Genomic DNA, 15,222 nt, shown 5'->3' on the forward strand with positions numbered 1-15,222 from the left:
CCTCCATAGACACTGAAATTATATCATTTTTACTTATTCAGTGCAATAAGCGAGGCATCAGCTGGGCTTTTAACAAATCAAATTCCTTAAAGAAATCGCTTGCCGACTGCCGGTTTGCACCCATTTGAAATATTGTCATCTGTTCGAGCCTATCAGATGTCACAACTGTGATGTTTTCACTTTTGATGTGCTCAAATACATATCTTTCTATATAGCTATCAGCCGTTTCATTACTTGCTGTGAATATGAGTGAAACACCCAGGGTCTCTTCCTTGCTTGCAAGTTTGTCTTTGTTTTTATATGCATCAAAGACAATTATCGGTTCAAATCCCTTCACAGCTGCGTATTCTGCAACAGTTTCCGATAGTTTTTCTCTAGCAGCTCCTAGATCAAGTCTTGCTAGCTCTTTTAGTTCTGTATTTGCATGTATGAGATTGTATGCATCTACTAAGAGAACATGCTTTGCATTTACTTTGTTTCGAAGTGGTTTTGATGGATGTTTATGTTCATCAGGCTCAGGTCTTATGACTTTCTTATATTTGACATGACTTATGTCCTTTTTGCCATAGGTCTGTTCGAATATTTCATCTAGACTTCGCCTAGGATAATCACTATTTCTTTCAGAACCAGAGGATGATCGCTTCACATAAGGTTTAATATGCATGAACTCTTCACATTCCTGCCAGCTAATAGATACACCGCTGCCGTTTCTTGTAAAAATTGAAGAAGATGGATTATCAAGGTCTTCATCAGGATTATATCTATGGCTAATTATAACTTCTTCACTATTTCTACATGGGAGATATCCACCACTGCTTATATCAAAGCTTGAGCCATCATGACTAAATGTCGAAAATTCCTCTAAATGAGGTTTTAAACTAACTACAGGAGCACTCCCTTTTAGCTCGATTATATCGCCATTTAATACATGTGAATCTATGGTAGCACCTAATTTAGCAAGTTCAGAGTTTACTTTGCCAAAGTCATCACTTGAGACGGATATTTCAAAGCTATAAACTGGTTCTAAAAGCAAAGAGTTTGCTTTCATGAGCGCTTGTCTTACCGCGCGCCTTGAAGCTTCTAGAAAATCTCCGCCTTCTGTATGTCTTGCATGTTCACGTGCATGAAGCAAAACGATTTCGACATCGGTAAGCCTTGCACCTATGAGAGCGCCCTTATGATCATAATTCTGAAGTATATTAAGAATTTTGTTTTGCTTTCCAAGCGGAAGCTCTGTCTCACTACACAAAGAGCTTACTTTTATTCCTGAACCATGTGGCAGAGGAATTAATCTAACATGAACCTCAGCATAGTGCTTTAATGGCTCAAAATGTCCATAGCCTTCAACACTCTTTGATATAGTCTCTAAATATGTTATGGATTCATCCCCAAATTCAACTGAATATCCTAGCCTTCTTTCGATAATCTGAGAAAGTGTCTGAAGCTGTAGTTCGCCAGAGAGTGAAACTCTTATATCCTCTGAGTTTTCAATTTCTAGTTGTATCTCAGGTAGCTCTTCAAATATCTTATTCAGTTCTTTAGCTGCACTATGAAAATCAGCTCCATTTGGTAATATTAATTTTCTACTTACTGCAGAGGCATCGCTTTTAGGCATGATGGCTATCTTATTTCTGTCAATAAGCTGACCTGAAAGCGTTTTTTCCAGGCCTGTAAGTACGCAAATTTCACCTGCAGAGGCTTCTTGCTTTGATATAAACTTGTCTCCGTTATAAAATCTTATATCGTTTATTTTCTCGTCATTAATGCTTTGCTTTAGTGAAACACTCCCGCCAGTAATTTTTACATGCGAAAGCCTGCTTCCGCTTTTGTCTCTTGTAATCTTATATACAAAACAGCTGAAAGCATCATCGTATTCCCGCTTCACATCAAAATATGAAAGCAAGCTAATAAGCTCTTTTACGCCATCGCCCCTTAGTGCAGAACCATAAACGCATGGAAAAAGAGCAGCTTTATTTACAAGCATCTTTAGGTCTTGCTGATCAAAGCATGCTTTTTGTTCAAAGATATCAAGTGCATAATCACTGCTAAAAGCAATTTTTTCGTTAATAGCTTCATCAATGTTCTGTAACTTAACTGCATCAAAAACAGCTGATGATAGGCTTTGAAGCTGCGTGCTTATCTTCTCCTTATCAAAAGATGCTAGATCACACTTATTAACAAAGATAATTCTAGGAATAGCATATCTATCTAGCTTGCTCCAAATCTGTCTTGTACGTTTATTTACGCCCTCAGACGATATAATTAAAATAGCAGCATCAAGTACGTTTAGGCTCCTTTCGGCTTCCGCAGCAAAGTCAATGTGACCTGGAGTGTCGATAAGCACGACATCCATATCACCTGCACTGAATCTTGCTTCCTTTGAAAAAATAGTTATACCACGTTTTCTTTCCATGATATCGCTATCTAGCAAAGTGTCACCATCATCTACATGGCCTAGGCGTCTTGTAACACCTGAGCTAAATAGAATATTCTCTGAAAGTGTTGTTTTACCTGCATCTGCTGAAGCAAATATGCCAAGAGTGAGTTTATTGCTCTTCATCTTCCATATCTTCCTCTTGCTCAGGCAAGATACTCATTTTGATGCTTTCTATTCGTCTATCCTTAACAGATAGAATTGTAAATTCAAAGTTCTTAAATTTAATTACGCGGTCAGTCTCATCCTCTGTTGGAATTTCTCCAAGTAAATCGATGAGAAATCCGCCCAAGGTCTCACTATTATCCGACTCAAGCTCTATATTGAGTTCTTCGTTAAGGTCATCTAGATTTGCCTTACCGTTGATAATATATGTGGAATCATCTACCTTATGTAGTGAGAATTCCTCTTCGTCGTACTCGTCGTCAATTTCACCCATTACCTCTTCGATAATATCTTCCATGGTAACGATTCCACTAAATCCACCATATTCATCTATCAAAATGGCTATGTGCTGTCTCTCCTTTTGTAATTCAAAGAAAAGAGAGTCTATGTTCTTAGTTTCTGGAACTAGGTAAGGCTTTCTTAGTATTGATTTGATATCTACATTTTCAAAGCCGTCTTCTCTTGCCTTAATAAGATAATCTTTGATATGAAGAATACCTATGATATTGTCAGATTCACCTTCACATACTGGAATTCTTGAATATCTAAGCTCCATGAGCTGATCCATGTATTCTTCTGCTGGATCGTCTAGATCTATGAGGAAAACATCAGTTCTCGGTGTCATAATTTCATATGCTAGCTCATCATCGAATTCGAAGATACTGTTGATCATCTTCTTGCCTTCTTCTTTGATGTCACCGCTTTGCTGTCCAGCTTCAAGCATGGACATTACATCTTCCTCAGAGAATCTATTTATTTCAATCTTCGTATTTTGACGGAAAATCTTAAGTACTATATCGGTAAAAAACTTAGAAATTATAACGATTGGATAAAATACTATCAAAATGAAATTCTGAAAGCCTGAAAATTTATATACGATTATATCGCTATGCTGAATTGCGAGCTTTCTTGGAAAGAGCTCGCCTAAAATTAGTAGCACTGCAAAGTATACAGGCAATCCCACGTAGATTCTGCAAGGCATTAACAAAACGATAACAGCACCTGCTATTATACAGGCGTAATTCACAATTCTATTTGTATATCTGCATCTAAAAGGTTTCTGAAGAATCTTCTCAACAAGGATTCCCTTTTTGTCTTTTCCTGCTGAATTTGGGATTAGAACCCTATTAAAGCTAACATTGCTAAATGCAGTGTTGCAGAGTATTATCAAAGCGTGAAGCAACATCAATGCTGCTATTATCGATATTCCTAAACTTGGGCTAATGGGGTCACTTGACATGTTATCTCCTTTATTTCGTTTCCTTACGCATCATATAATTGACTTTAACCGGTCTATCTACTTTAATCTTAAGCATTTGCTGTGGATGAGGAGCGCTCTTTAGTGCTTCCCCCGTTTCTAGGTCGTACATCTCTGTGATGGTTTGTTCAAATGCTCTGCAATCAGGTCCAAATATCTCCACGGTATCGCCAATTAGCATCTTATTTCTCTGCTGTACGATCGCCATAGATGTTTCTTCGTCATATCCCTTAATCATACCGACAAAGGAATATTCTCTGACATATGAAGATGACTTGTAGTTTTGTGCATCCTCATCAGCTTTTTCATAGTAGAATCCAGTTGTAAACTCCCTATGGCTCGCCTTACTTAGCTCAATTAGACACTGCTCTTTTTCGGCATCATCGTATCTGCCTTCATAGTATGCATCAATAGCTCTTCTATATGCACCAATTACAATAGCAAGATAAAAAATGCTCTTATTTCTGCCTTCAATCTTAGCTGAAGCAATGTTTGACTTAGCAAGGTCTTCAATATGCTCTATCATACATAGATCCTTGGAATTCATTATGTATGTACCGCGCTCATCCTCTTCTATTGGATAATATTCTCCAGGTCTCTTCTCCTCCTGAAGTGCATATTTCCAGCGACAAGGATGTGCACATCTTCCTCTATTTGAATCTCTATCAGCCATGAAATTACTGAGCAAGCATCTTCCTGAATATGAAATGCACATTGCACCGTGTACGAAAGCCTCAATTTCTAGATCTTCTGGAATGTTTTTCATCAGTTCTTCAATCTCTGCAAGAGACAATTCTCTAGCTAAAACAAGGCGCTTAAGCCCCATATTGTACCAAAAATTTGCGGTTGCATAGTTTGTCATGTTAGCCTGAGTTGAAAGATGTATCTCAGCATTTGGAATAATATCCTTGATGAGTGCCATGATTCCTGGATCAGAAATTAAGAATGCATCTATTGGAAGCTCCTTTATTGAATGAAGATATTCTGTCAAAGGCTTGATGTCTTCATTATGAGCAAAGATATTAAGCGTCATGTAGCACTTCTTACCTCTCTCATGAGCAAACTCAAGTCCCTCAATCATGTCTTCCTTGGTGAAGCCACCAGCTCCAGCTCTAAGGCTGAACATCTGACCACCAAAATATACGGCATCTGCACCGTATTCAATAGCTATTTTTAGCTTTTCTAAATCACCCGCAGGTGCTAATAATTCTATTCTTTGCATGTATTCCCCTTATAAACACTTAATGCTAATCCATCACCTATGTCAAGCAAAGTAGTATGAAGATATGGGCAATGAGTTAGAAAACTCAAAAACTCATTCATTCTTCTTCCATTTGTACGATGTTTAGCTTTACAATCGTATTTCTCTGAAACAGTGACACCTCTTTGCCAAATATCATCAGAAATTATGATTGCATTATTTGCACAGACTCTAACTGCTGCATCAAAGAAACGTCTGTAATGACTCTTTGCCGCATCTATTAATACAAAATCAAAGTCTGATATTCCCATATCAAAGAGCTTATCGCATTGCTCCTGACCATCGCCGAGCATAAAATGAATTCTACCCGAGTTATCAAATGAAGCCACATTTTTCTTTGCTATCTCAAGTATTTCTTCATCCTTTTCTATAGAATATATCTCTGCATCTTTACATATTCTAGAAAAATACATTGCAGAATACCCAATAGCAGTACCTATCTCTAGTATTTTCTTAGGTCTCTTGCTCTCTAAAACAGTTCTAAGAAACATCTCAGTATCTCTTCTGATAACTGGAATATATTCCTCTTCTGACATCAGTCTAAGACCCATAAGCTCATCGCATATAGGCTCGTAAAAGCTGTTTATATAGTCTCTAATATCATCTCTAAGATTTGCCATACTTATTTACCCTCAACTGAAGCATAATAATCTTCCTTGTTTTTTAAGAATTCGTCATAGTCCTTAGAGAATTTCATAGAGCCATCACCCTTATCGCTCACAACAAAGTAAATATAATCTGTCTTTGCTGGATTTAGGGCTGCTTCAAGTGAAGCTTTACCTGGGCAAGCTATAGGTCCAGGTGGAAGCCCTTCATATATATATGTATTATATGGTGATTCAATTGATATATCATTTTCGTCTAGGAAATGCTTCTGTTTTCCAAGCAGAAACTGCACGCAAGAGCACATCTGAAGCTTCATATTCTTATTTAATCTGTTATAGATTACACTGGCAACCTTTGCCCTCTCATCGTCTAAAACAGTCTCTCTTTCGATAATAGAAGCTACTGTGACTATCTCTCTATCTGTATATCCCATCTTCTTAGCTTTTTTACGCATGTCAGGTGTGTATACCTCATCAAAGCGTTTAAGCATCTCGTTTATTATAAACTTCTCGCTTGATCCCTTTGGAACAGAATAAGTATCTGGAAACAAGAAGCCTTCTAGTCTGCTTTCACCTTGCACAGAATCATCTAAAAAGCTATAGTCAAATTTTTCGTTAGCAACAGCATTCATAAATTTATCGTAATCAACTACACCATCTTTGGATAATTTTTTGGCGATTTGCTTTGTAGTATATCCTTCTGGAATGGTGAAAGTTGTATTATCTACATTTCCGGTTTTAAGGTCTTTTGCTATATCTTCTGCACTCATTGACGGTGAGAACAAATAGCTTCCGGCCTGAAATCCATTATCCAGCCCATGTACCTTACAATATAGCCTAAACGCAAAGGATGACTTAATTACACCCTTTTTCTCAAGCTCATCTGATATTGTTTTTACAGTAGCTCCCTGAACTACCTCTATGTTTATTCTCTTGTCTGACTTAGCATCAAATGGCTTACCAGCTGAATGCACATAGTAAAATGAGCATCCTAAAGCTATAACAAGCAAGATTACTACAGACAAAATGAATTTTTTAAATTTACTTTTCATATTATCCTTTATATGTATGTAAGGGGAACGCAATATGCGTTCCCCCTCTTCTCATAGTTATTATTTTGCTCTACCTAGATACTCGCCACTTCTTGTATCTATCTGAATCTTTTCGCCTTCGTTTATGAAAATTGGAACTTGTATTACAGCACCTGTTTCAACTGTAGCTGCCTTTGTTACGTTTGTAGCAGTATCGCCTTTTACGCCAGGCTCTGTCTCAATTACAGTCAGGTTAACGAAGTTTGGAGCCTCTACTAGGAACGGCTTTTCGTTATAGAACTTAATTGTAGCTTCATCGTTTTCTCTTAGGTACTTCATAGCTTCTTCTACCTGGTCCTTACCGATAGGAATCTGCTCATATGACTCATTGTCCATGAAGTAATATAGATCTCCATCGTTATATAGATACTGCATTGTCTTTGTATCTATACGAGCGTTCTCAAACTTATCACTTGGGTTGAAAGCTTCTTCTCTTGTTGCTCCTGTGATGATGTTCTTATATTTTGTTCTTACAAAAGCAGCACCCTTACCTGGCTTTACATGCTGGAAGTCAAGTATTACATATGGTTCACCATTGATCTCAAAAGTTATACCTTTTCTAAAATCTCCTGCTGTAATCATGTTTTTCTCTCTTTCTTATACTGATTTCGATACCGTATATTATAGCAAATTTATGCCTATTTAACAATATTTTTATACATCCATAAAAATTGGAAGTATTAGCGGGCTTCTATGTGTATTTTTGTAGATAAACTTTCTCAGATCTTCAATTACAGAAGTCTTCATTTCATTCCAATCTACATTTCTATAGCTTAGGCTGTCGTTTATGCTTCTTTCTGCAATTTCCTTAGCTTTATTGATAATATCTTCGTTTTCCTTTACGTATATGAAACCTCTAGATACTATCTCTGGCCCTGAAACTAAAATTCCTGCCTTTATATCTACAGATGCAACTACGATAATAAGTCCTGATTCTGAAAGTAGTTTTCTATCTTTTAGAACGATGTTTCCAACATCTCCAACTCCTAGTCCATCAACAAGTATATCATCTGCGCTTACAACATTTTCAAACTTTATAGCACGTTCCTTGTTTACGCTGAGCTGATCTCCATTTGATAGAATAAAGATATTCTCAGGCTTTTGCCCTAGGCTTTCGGCAAGTTTAGCGTGCTCCTTTAGATGTCTAGATTCACCGTGCACAGGCATGAAGAACTTCGGCTTAATAAGTGACTGTATTAGCTTTAGCTCCTCCTGGCAAGCGTGTCCAGATACATGGATGTCTGCGATATCATTGTAAATTACATCGACTTCCTTGTCGTATATTCGGTTTACAACATTTGATACGCTCTTCTCGTTTCCTGGAACAGGCGAAGATGAAAGAATTACCATATCGCCCTTCTTGAGCTTTACATTTTTGTGTTCATCGTTTGCCATACGTGTCAAGGCTGACATAGGCTCACCCTGGCTTCCCGTAGTGATGATTACCATCTCGTTATCAGGAATATTATTTGCTTTGTTTAGCTCAACATAGCTTCCCTTAGGAAATTTGATATATCCTAGCTCCTGTGCAAGATTCACAACATTATCCATGCTTCTTCCAGAAACAGTAAACTTTCTACCGTATTTGATTGCGAGTTCTATTATCTTTTGCACACGATGTACATTAGAAGAGAATGTGGCAATAATGATACGGCCTTTGGCTCTGCTAAATATTTTATCAAGAGCTTCACCTACAAATTTCTCGGATTTTGTAAAGCCTTTTCTAGTAGCATTTGTACTATCTGCAAGCATGATATCTACGCCCTGCATTCCAATTTCAGCAAACTTCTGAAGGTCAATAGGCTCTCCATCAATAGGAGTATAGTCTATCTTAAAGTCACCTGTATGGAACAGTGTGGCTGCTGGTGTTGATATATTAAGGCTTATAGCATCAGCAACTGAATGAGTTGTTCGTATAGTTTGAACTGTAAACTCACCTACTCGGAATTTATCCCCAGCAGTTATTACATGTAGATTTCCTGAAATTCCTCTTTCCTTTAGCTTATTTTCAATAAGTCCAAGAGTGATTCTTGTTGCGAAGATAGGCACGTTAACTTTTCTTAGAAAATAAGGTATTGCACCTATATGGTCTTCGTGACCATGTGTAATTACAAGTCCAACAATCTTATTTGCATTTTTCTCAAGATAGCTAAAATCAGGAATAACTACATCGATTCCGTACATATCGTCTTCAGGAAATGACATTCCGCAGTCGATAATCAAAATTTGATCTCGGTACTCCAAAATAGTAATATTCTTTCCGATTTCATTTAATCCACCAAGAGGTATGATTTTAAGAAAATCATTAGTTTTTCTTGTTTTTGTACCAGCTGGTTTGCTAGATTTTTTTACAGCATTTGTACTAGGTCTATTTGACCTAGTAGATGGCTTAGTAACAGCAGAATTTGATCTGTTAGTTGTTTTTTTAGCCGGATGCTGAGTTTTATTATTTTGGGTTTTAGCTGGCGTGCTCTGTTTACCCTGAGATTTCTTTGGTTTAGCACTTGCAGCTGCTTGCTGATTTTTCTTAGGCTTATGTGAGCCTAGGTTAGCCTTTTTCTTTTGACCGTCTCTTCTCTCGCCAGTGCGTTTCTTTGATGTAGTAGAACCTGCCTTGCTATTTCCGTTAGATTTTGATATGTTTGTATTTTTCATATAAAACCTCTACTTAACAACGATGTTGATAAGTCTTCCCGGTACAGCAATTATCTTTACAACATTTTTATCTGCAATAAACTCTTTGATTTCAGCAGACTCTGAAACAAGCTTTTCCATCTCAGCTTTGCCGAAATCTCCAGGTATATCCATCTTTGTTTTGAGTTTTCCATTAACCTGAACAACTATTTCAACTGTTGATTTTACAAGTGCTGACTCATCAAAGCTTGGCCATGTCTCGTCGCCTACTGAGCCTTCATGTCCAAGAGCCTCCCAAAGCTCTTCGCATAGGTGCGGTGCAAATGGTGAAAGTATAGTTACTGTTTTTTCAATAGTAAATGCTAAAAGTTCTTTGTTTATATTGTTAAGTTCCTTATACTTATAAAGCTCATTAACAAGCTCCATAATAGCACTTATATCTGTATTGAAATTAAAGCGACCATTTGTATCCTCTGTTACCTTGCTGATTGCTGAATTAAGAACAAAGTTAAGCTGCTTATCTTCATCTGTAATTGCTTCAACCTTTGATGTGTCAATGTCTGTACCATATTTTTCGACAAACTCACTTACAAGTCTATATACACGGTTTAGGAACCTATAGCTGCCTTCTACACCCTGATCTGACCATTCAAGTTCTTTCTCAGGAGGTGCAGCAAACAGGATGAATAATCTAGCTGTGTCAGCTCCGTATTTATTGATAATCTCCTCAGGGCTGACAACATTTCCCTTTGATTTACTCATCTTTGATCCGTCCTTGTTAACCATTCCTTGAGTTAGAAGGTTCTTGAACGGTTCTTCGTCTTTTACAAGACCTAGGTCATGTAGTGCCATCTGGAAGAAACGAGCGTACATAAGGTGAAGAATTGCATGCTCAACACCACCGATATACTGATCAACATTCATCCAGTAATCTGTTTTATCCTTATCAAATGCAGCTTTGTCGTTCTTTGCATCACAATATCTTAAGAAATACCATGATGAATCAAGGAAGGTGTCCATTGTATCAAGCTCTCTCTTAGCGGCTTTTCCACACTTAGGGCACTTGCAGTCAGCAAAGGTCTTTGATGTTGATAGAGGTGATTCTCCCTTACCTGTAAACTCAACGTCTTTAGGAAGAAGTATTGGAAGGTTTTCTTCATTTTCTGGAACCCATCCACAGCTATCGCAGTATACCATTGGTATAGGAGTTCCCCAGTAGCGCTGACGTGAAATAAGCCAGTCTCTTAGCCTAAAGTTTATAGTCTTGTGACCTTTGTTTTCGCTTTCTAGGTAATCTATAACCGCAGCTATTGCTTCTTTATTGTCTAGACCATCAAATTTACCCGAGTTGATCATTTTTCCTTCTGCTGCGAAGGCTTCTTTTAGATTGTTTACATCTACATCCTTATCAGCTGGTTCAACTACAGGAATAATCTCTATTCCAAATTTCTTTGCAAAATCAAAGTCCCTCTGATCGTGAGCTGGCACAACCATGATTGCACCAGTACCATATCCGATGAGAACATAGTCAGATACATAGATTGGAACTTCTTTGCCATTTAGTGGATTAATTGTATATCTACCGGTGAAAACACCTGTCTTTTCATTAGTTGTTGAAGTTCTCTCAATATCGTTCTTATGTGAAACTTCTTCAATATAGGCCTTGACAGCTTCTTCCTGTTCCGTTCCCTCAACAAGCTCTAGCAAGTATGGGTGTTCAGGTGCAACAACCATTGATGTTACACCAAAAACAGTATCTGCACGAGTTGTGAAAACATCAAGAACTTTATCGGAATCCTTTATTGGAAAGCTAATTAAAGCACCTTCTGAACGTCCAATCCAGTTCTTCTGCATTACTTTAACTTTTTCAGGCCATCCTTCTAGTTCATCTAGGTTAGCTAGAAGCTTATCAGCGTATTCTGTTATCTTTAGATACCACTGTGATAGATTTTTCTTACCTACAACAGTTCCACATCTTTCACAGCATCCGTCAACTACCTGCTCGTTTGCAAGTACTGTTTGGCAACTAGGACACCAGTTAACTGGATTATCCTTCTTGTATGCTAGCCCTTTTTTGTAGAACTGAATGAAAATCCACTGCATCCACTTATAGTAATCCGGACTACATGTCTGTACCTCTCTATCCCAGTCATATGATAGTCCTAGTGATTTTAGGTTATCTTCCATTTCATGGATGTTTTCCCATGTCCATTTATCAGGGGCAACGCCATGCTTGATTGCAGCGTTTTCTGCTGGAAGACCAAAAGAGTCAAATCCAATTGGATGAAGAACGTTAAATCCTTGCATTTTCTTGGTTCTAGCGATTACATCACCTATTGAATAGTTTCTTACATGTCCCATATGAAGCTTGCCAGATGGGTATGGAAACATTTCAAGAACATAATATTTTTCCTTATTTTTGTCTTCTACTACCTTAAAAGATTTGTTCTCATCCCAGTATTTCTGCCACTTCTTTTCTATATTTTTAAAATCATATCTTTGTTCCATACTATTCCTCCACATGGGTCATTTCACAGTCGGCCCAAACTTTCTCTATATTATATTTAGATCTCATTTCACGACTGAAAATATTGACGATAACATCGCCAAGGTCTAGTAATATCCAGCCTGTACCATTCTTTCCTTCTATTCCCTTTGTTGGAACACCATCCTGTGCCGCAAGATCTTCAACGTCATCAATCAAAGATTCTATATGTCTATCAGAAGTTCCGCTCGCAACTACAAGAAAATCAGCAAAAGAAGACTTTTCTGCTATGTCTATTACGACAATATCCTCAGCCTTCTTACTGTCCAACAGTTCAGCTAGTTTAATTGCAATATCTTTACTGCTCATATTTTCTACCTTTCTTGAAAATACCTATATGCATCTAAAGTATCTTCATCTATATTTTTATTTAATTCATTCAGAAAATTAATCGTATTTTTGAGAGACATCTCACATGCCTTATTAAGGTCTGTGAGTGCGAGTTCTCTTATCTTTTCCAGATTTGGATATGGCTTTCTATTAATCTCTATCGCATCAGATATATAAATGATTTTCTCTATCTGAGACATCGCTGGTCTTCCAGTCGTATGAAAGCTTACAGCATTTAAAATATCATCATCGTCAATCTTTAAAATATCCTTCATAACCGCAGCTGCAATTTTTCCATGTGCGAGATTAGGATTATCTATATATTCATCACCTAGATTATACTTTCTAACAAGATTATTAAGCTCTTCTATACTCTTTCCCCTGTATAAATCGTGGCAAAGAGCAGCTATTTCTACCTTTTCCTTATCTGCTCCATATATGTCACAGAGTTTTAGCGCCATATCCCTCACACCTGCTGTATGAATTTTACGCTTATCTGTTAAGGTTTCATCTACAAACTTAAGTATATAATCCTTGTTCATATATATATTCTTCTACCTCCGAACCAACCAGTCCAGAAATGCTTTCCTTATTATGTACATGTTCTCTAATAGCTGTAGAGCTTATAGGTTTCATTAAATCCTCTAAAAGAGCGATTTTACAACCATAATCATGCATTAATCTATCAGCTTCATCTCTTAGCATTGTTCTATCATCGCCTGGTCTTAAGCCAACTGCAAACGAACAAAGCTTGAGAAGTTCCTTTCCTTTATACCATGATTCAATTCTAAGGAGTGAATCGCTTCCCAAGATGAAACAGATTTCAGTATCTGGGTATATTTTCATTAACTTCATCAAGGTGTCGTAAGTATACGATAGCCCTTCGCTTTGTAGTTCGATGTCCGTAACACCAATGCGCTCACAATTTGATGTTGCAAGTTCAATCATTCTAAGGCGCTTTGATGCATCTTCTACATGTTTGTTTTTCTTAAAGGGCTGTTTATTGGCAGGCATTAGCAAAACCTCATCGAGCATAAGCTCATGTAATGCTGCCTGTGCAAGTCCTATATGCCCTAGATGTACAGGATCAAATGTCCCGCCAAGTATACCTATTTTTTTCATTACTGTTCTTCTATATCTGTAGCTATGCTCAGTTCCTTCAGCTGCTCGAAATCGACTTCAGCAGGTGCTCCGCTTAGTAGACACTGTGCTTTCTGATTCTTAGGGAATGCAACAACATCTCTAATATCAAGATCCTCAGTTAGAAGCATAACTAGTCTATCAAGACCGTATGCAATTCCGCCATGAGGTGGTGCACCGTATTTAAACGCATCCATTAGGAAGCCAAACTTCTGCTGGCAATCTTCTTCGCTTAGACCTAGGATTTTAAACATTTTATTCTGGAGGTCTGCTTCGTGAATTCTGATGCTTCCGCCACCTGCTTCATATCCGTTTATAACGATGTCGTATGCATAAGCATTAACCTTCGATGGATCCTCGTCTAACATTGGAATTTCATCTGTCTTAGGATGTGTAAATGGATGATGCATTGGCTTTAACGCGCCAGTATCCTCATCTTTCTCAAACATTGGGAAGTCTGTCACCCAAAGGAGTTCATACTTGCTATCATCGAGCAGACCCAAAATATCTGCTACATGTCTTCTTAGGAAGCCAAGTGTATCAAATACAACCTTGTTTTTGTCTGCAGCTATGAGGATTAAATCATTTGCTTTTGCATCAAAAGCTTTAGCTATTTCTGCAAGTTCTTCCTGCGAGAAGAATTTATTAACAGATGACTTAATTTCATCTGCTTCAATACGAATCCATACAAGACCTTTAGCTCCGTAATGCTTTGCGTTCTCAGTAAGCTTATCAATATCCTTACGGCTAAACTTATCAGAAGCGTTGTCAATGCAAATACCTCTTACGCTTCCGCCACTTGATAAAGCATTGCTAAATACTTGGAATTCTGTACCATTCACAAGCTCGCTTATATCTTTTAGTTCAAATCCAAAGCGCAGGTCTGGCTTATCAGAGCCAAATCTTTCCATTGCATCTTGATAACTCATTCTTCTGAGTGGAAGTTTAATATCAACGCCTTTAATATCATGGAACAGTTTCTTGAGATATCCTTCCTGAATAGCCAAAACATCATCCATATCCACAAATGACATTTCAAGGTCTATCTGAGTAAATTCAGGCTGTCTATCTGATCTCAAATCTTCATCTCTGAAGCATCTAGCAATCTGAATATATCTATCAAGTCCACTGACCATAAGAAGCTGCTTAAAGAGCTGCGGTGACTGTGGAAGCGCATAGAACATTCCTGGGTTTACTCTACTTGGAACAAGATAGTCTCTTGCACCTTCAGGTGTCGATTTAATTAGATTTGGTGTCTCAACCTCTGTAAATCCTTCGCCATAGAAATACTGTCTTGTAACATTTGTAATATCATGGCGCATCTTGAGTATTCTCTGCATTTTATTCTTTCTGAGCTCGAGATACCTATACTTCATACGAAGATTGTAGTCTACATTATCGTCATCTTTAACATAGATTGGAGGTGTCTCAGATTCTGAATAAAGTACTAGATTATTTGCCACAACTTCAATTTCTCCAGTTGCAAGGTCAGGATTTTTAGAACTTCTTTCTCTAACTACACCTGTAAGACCTATTACAAATTCACTTCTAAGCCTGTCAGCTACATCAAAGATTTCCTGTGGGATTGAATCATCAAAGACGATTTGTACAATACCTGTTTTATCTCTAAGGTCAACAAATATTAGACTTCCTAGGCTTCTTTGCTTAGCAACCCAACCGTTTAATGAAACCTCTTCCCCAATATTATTCTTATTTAGTACTCCGCAAAAGTGAGTTCTTTTAATTAGCTTTGACATTC

The 15,222-nt window shown here is 37.6% G+C and carries 12 protein-coding genes; all 12 read right to left on the reverse strand.

The features are described from left to right. Positions 1-37 precede the first annotated feature (37 nt). The gene (locus ADJ67_04445; protein ID AKT46971.1) at positions 38-2,560 is read right to left on the reverse strand and encodes a hypothetical protein; all 2,523 of its coding nucleotides are present in this window, start codon (positions 2,558-2,560) and stop codon (positions 38-40) included. Then, a complete protein-coding gene (locus tag ADJ67_04450; protein AKT46972.1) occupies positions 2,547-3,839 on the reverse strand; it encodes a hemolysin in 1,293 nt (430 codons plus the stop codon). The genes ADJ67_04445 and ADJ67_04450 overlap by 14 nt, the downstream gene beginning before the upstream one ends. Before the next feature lie 10 nt (positions 3,840-3,849). Next, a complete protein-coding gene (locus tag ADJ67_04455) occupies positions 3,850-5,079 on the reverse strand; it encodes a peptidase U32 (GenBank protein AKT46973.1) in 1,230 nt (409 codons plus the stop codon). Continuing rightward, the gene (locus tag ADJ67_04460; GenBank protein ID AKT46974.1) at positions 5,067-5,738 is read right to left on the reverse strand and encodes a hypothetical protein; all 672 of its coding nucleotides are present in this window, start codon (positions 5,736-5,738) and stop codon (positions 5,067-5,069) included. The genes ADJ67_04455 and ADJ67_04460 overlap by 13 nt, the downstream gene beginning before the upstream one ends. 2 nt (positions 5,739-5,740) lie before the next feature. Further along, on the reverse strand, positions 5,741-6,775 hold the full coding sequence (locus tag ADJ67_04465; GenBank protein ID AKT47673.1) for a hypothetical protein: 1,035 nt from the start codon (positions 6,773-6,775) through the stop codon (positions 5,741-5,743). 60 nt (positions 6,776-6,835) lie between these two features. Then, positions 6,836-7,396 (reverse strand): elongation factor P, encoded by a 561-nt coding sequence (locus ADJ67_04470; protein AKT46975.1) that lies wholly within the window; start codon positions 7,394-7,396, stop codon positions 6,836-6,838. A gap of 72 nt (positions 7,397-7,468) precedes the next feature. Further along, positions 7,469-9,106, reverse strand: coding sequence for a ribonuclease J (locus tag ADJ67_04475; protein ID AKT47674.1), 1,638 nt, complete (start codon positions 9,104-9,106; stop codon positions 7,469-7,471). A 372-nt stretch (positions 9,107-9,478) separates the two neighbouring features. Beyond that, positions 9,479-11,956, reverse strand: a complete 2,478-nt coding sequence (gene leuS / locus ADJ67_04480) for a leucine--tRNA ligase (GenBank protein AKT46976.1) — start codon at positions 11,954-11,956, stop codon at positions 9,479-9,481. Position 11,957: 1 nt separating this feature from the next. Then, entirely contained in the window at positions 11,958-12,302 is a 345-nt protein-coding gene (locus tag ADJ67_04485) for a ribosome-associated protein IOJAP (GenBank protein AKT46977.1), read from the reverse strand. 5 nt (positions 12,303-12,307) lie between these two features. Next, positions 12,308-12,865 (reverse strand): hypothetical protein, encoded by a 558-nt coding sequence (locus ADJ67_04490; GenBank protein AKT46978.1) that lies wholly within the window; start codon positions 12,863-12,865, stop codon positions 12,308-12,310. Next, positions 12,843-13,445, reverse strand: coding sequence for a hypothetical protein (locus ADJ67_04495; GenBank protein ID AKT46979.1), 603 nt, complete (start codon positions 13,443-13,445; stop codon positions 12,843-12,845). The genes ADJ67_04490 and ADJ67_04495 overlap by 23 nt, the downstream gene beginning before the upstream one ends. After that, positions 13,445-15,220, reverse strand: coding sequence for an aspartyl-tRNA synthetase (locus ADJ67_04500; protein AKT46980.1), 1,776 nt, complete (start codon positions 15,218-15,220; stop codon positions 13,445-13,447). Before ADJ67_04500 ends, ADJ67_04495 begins: the two co-directional genes overlap by 1 nt. Positions 15,221-15,222 lie beyond the last annotated feature (2 nt).

The sequence above is a fragment of the Eubacterium sulci ATCC 35585 genome, assembly GCA_001189495.1.
Lineage (GTDB): Bacteria > Bacillota > Clostridia > Peptostreptococcales > Anaerovoracaceae > Eubacterium_B > Eubacterium_B sulci.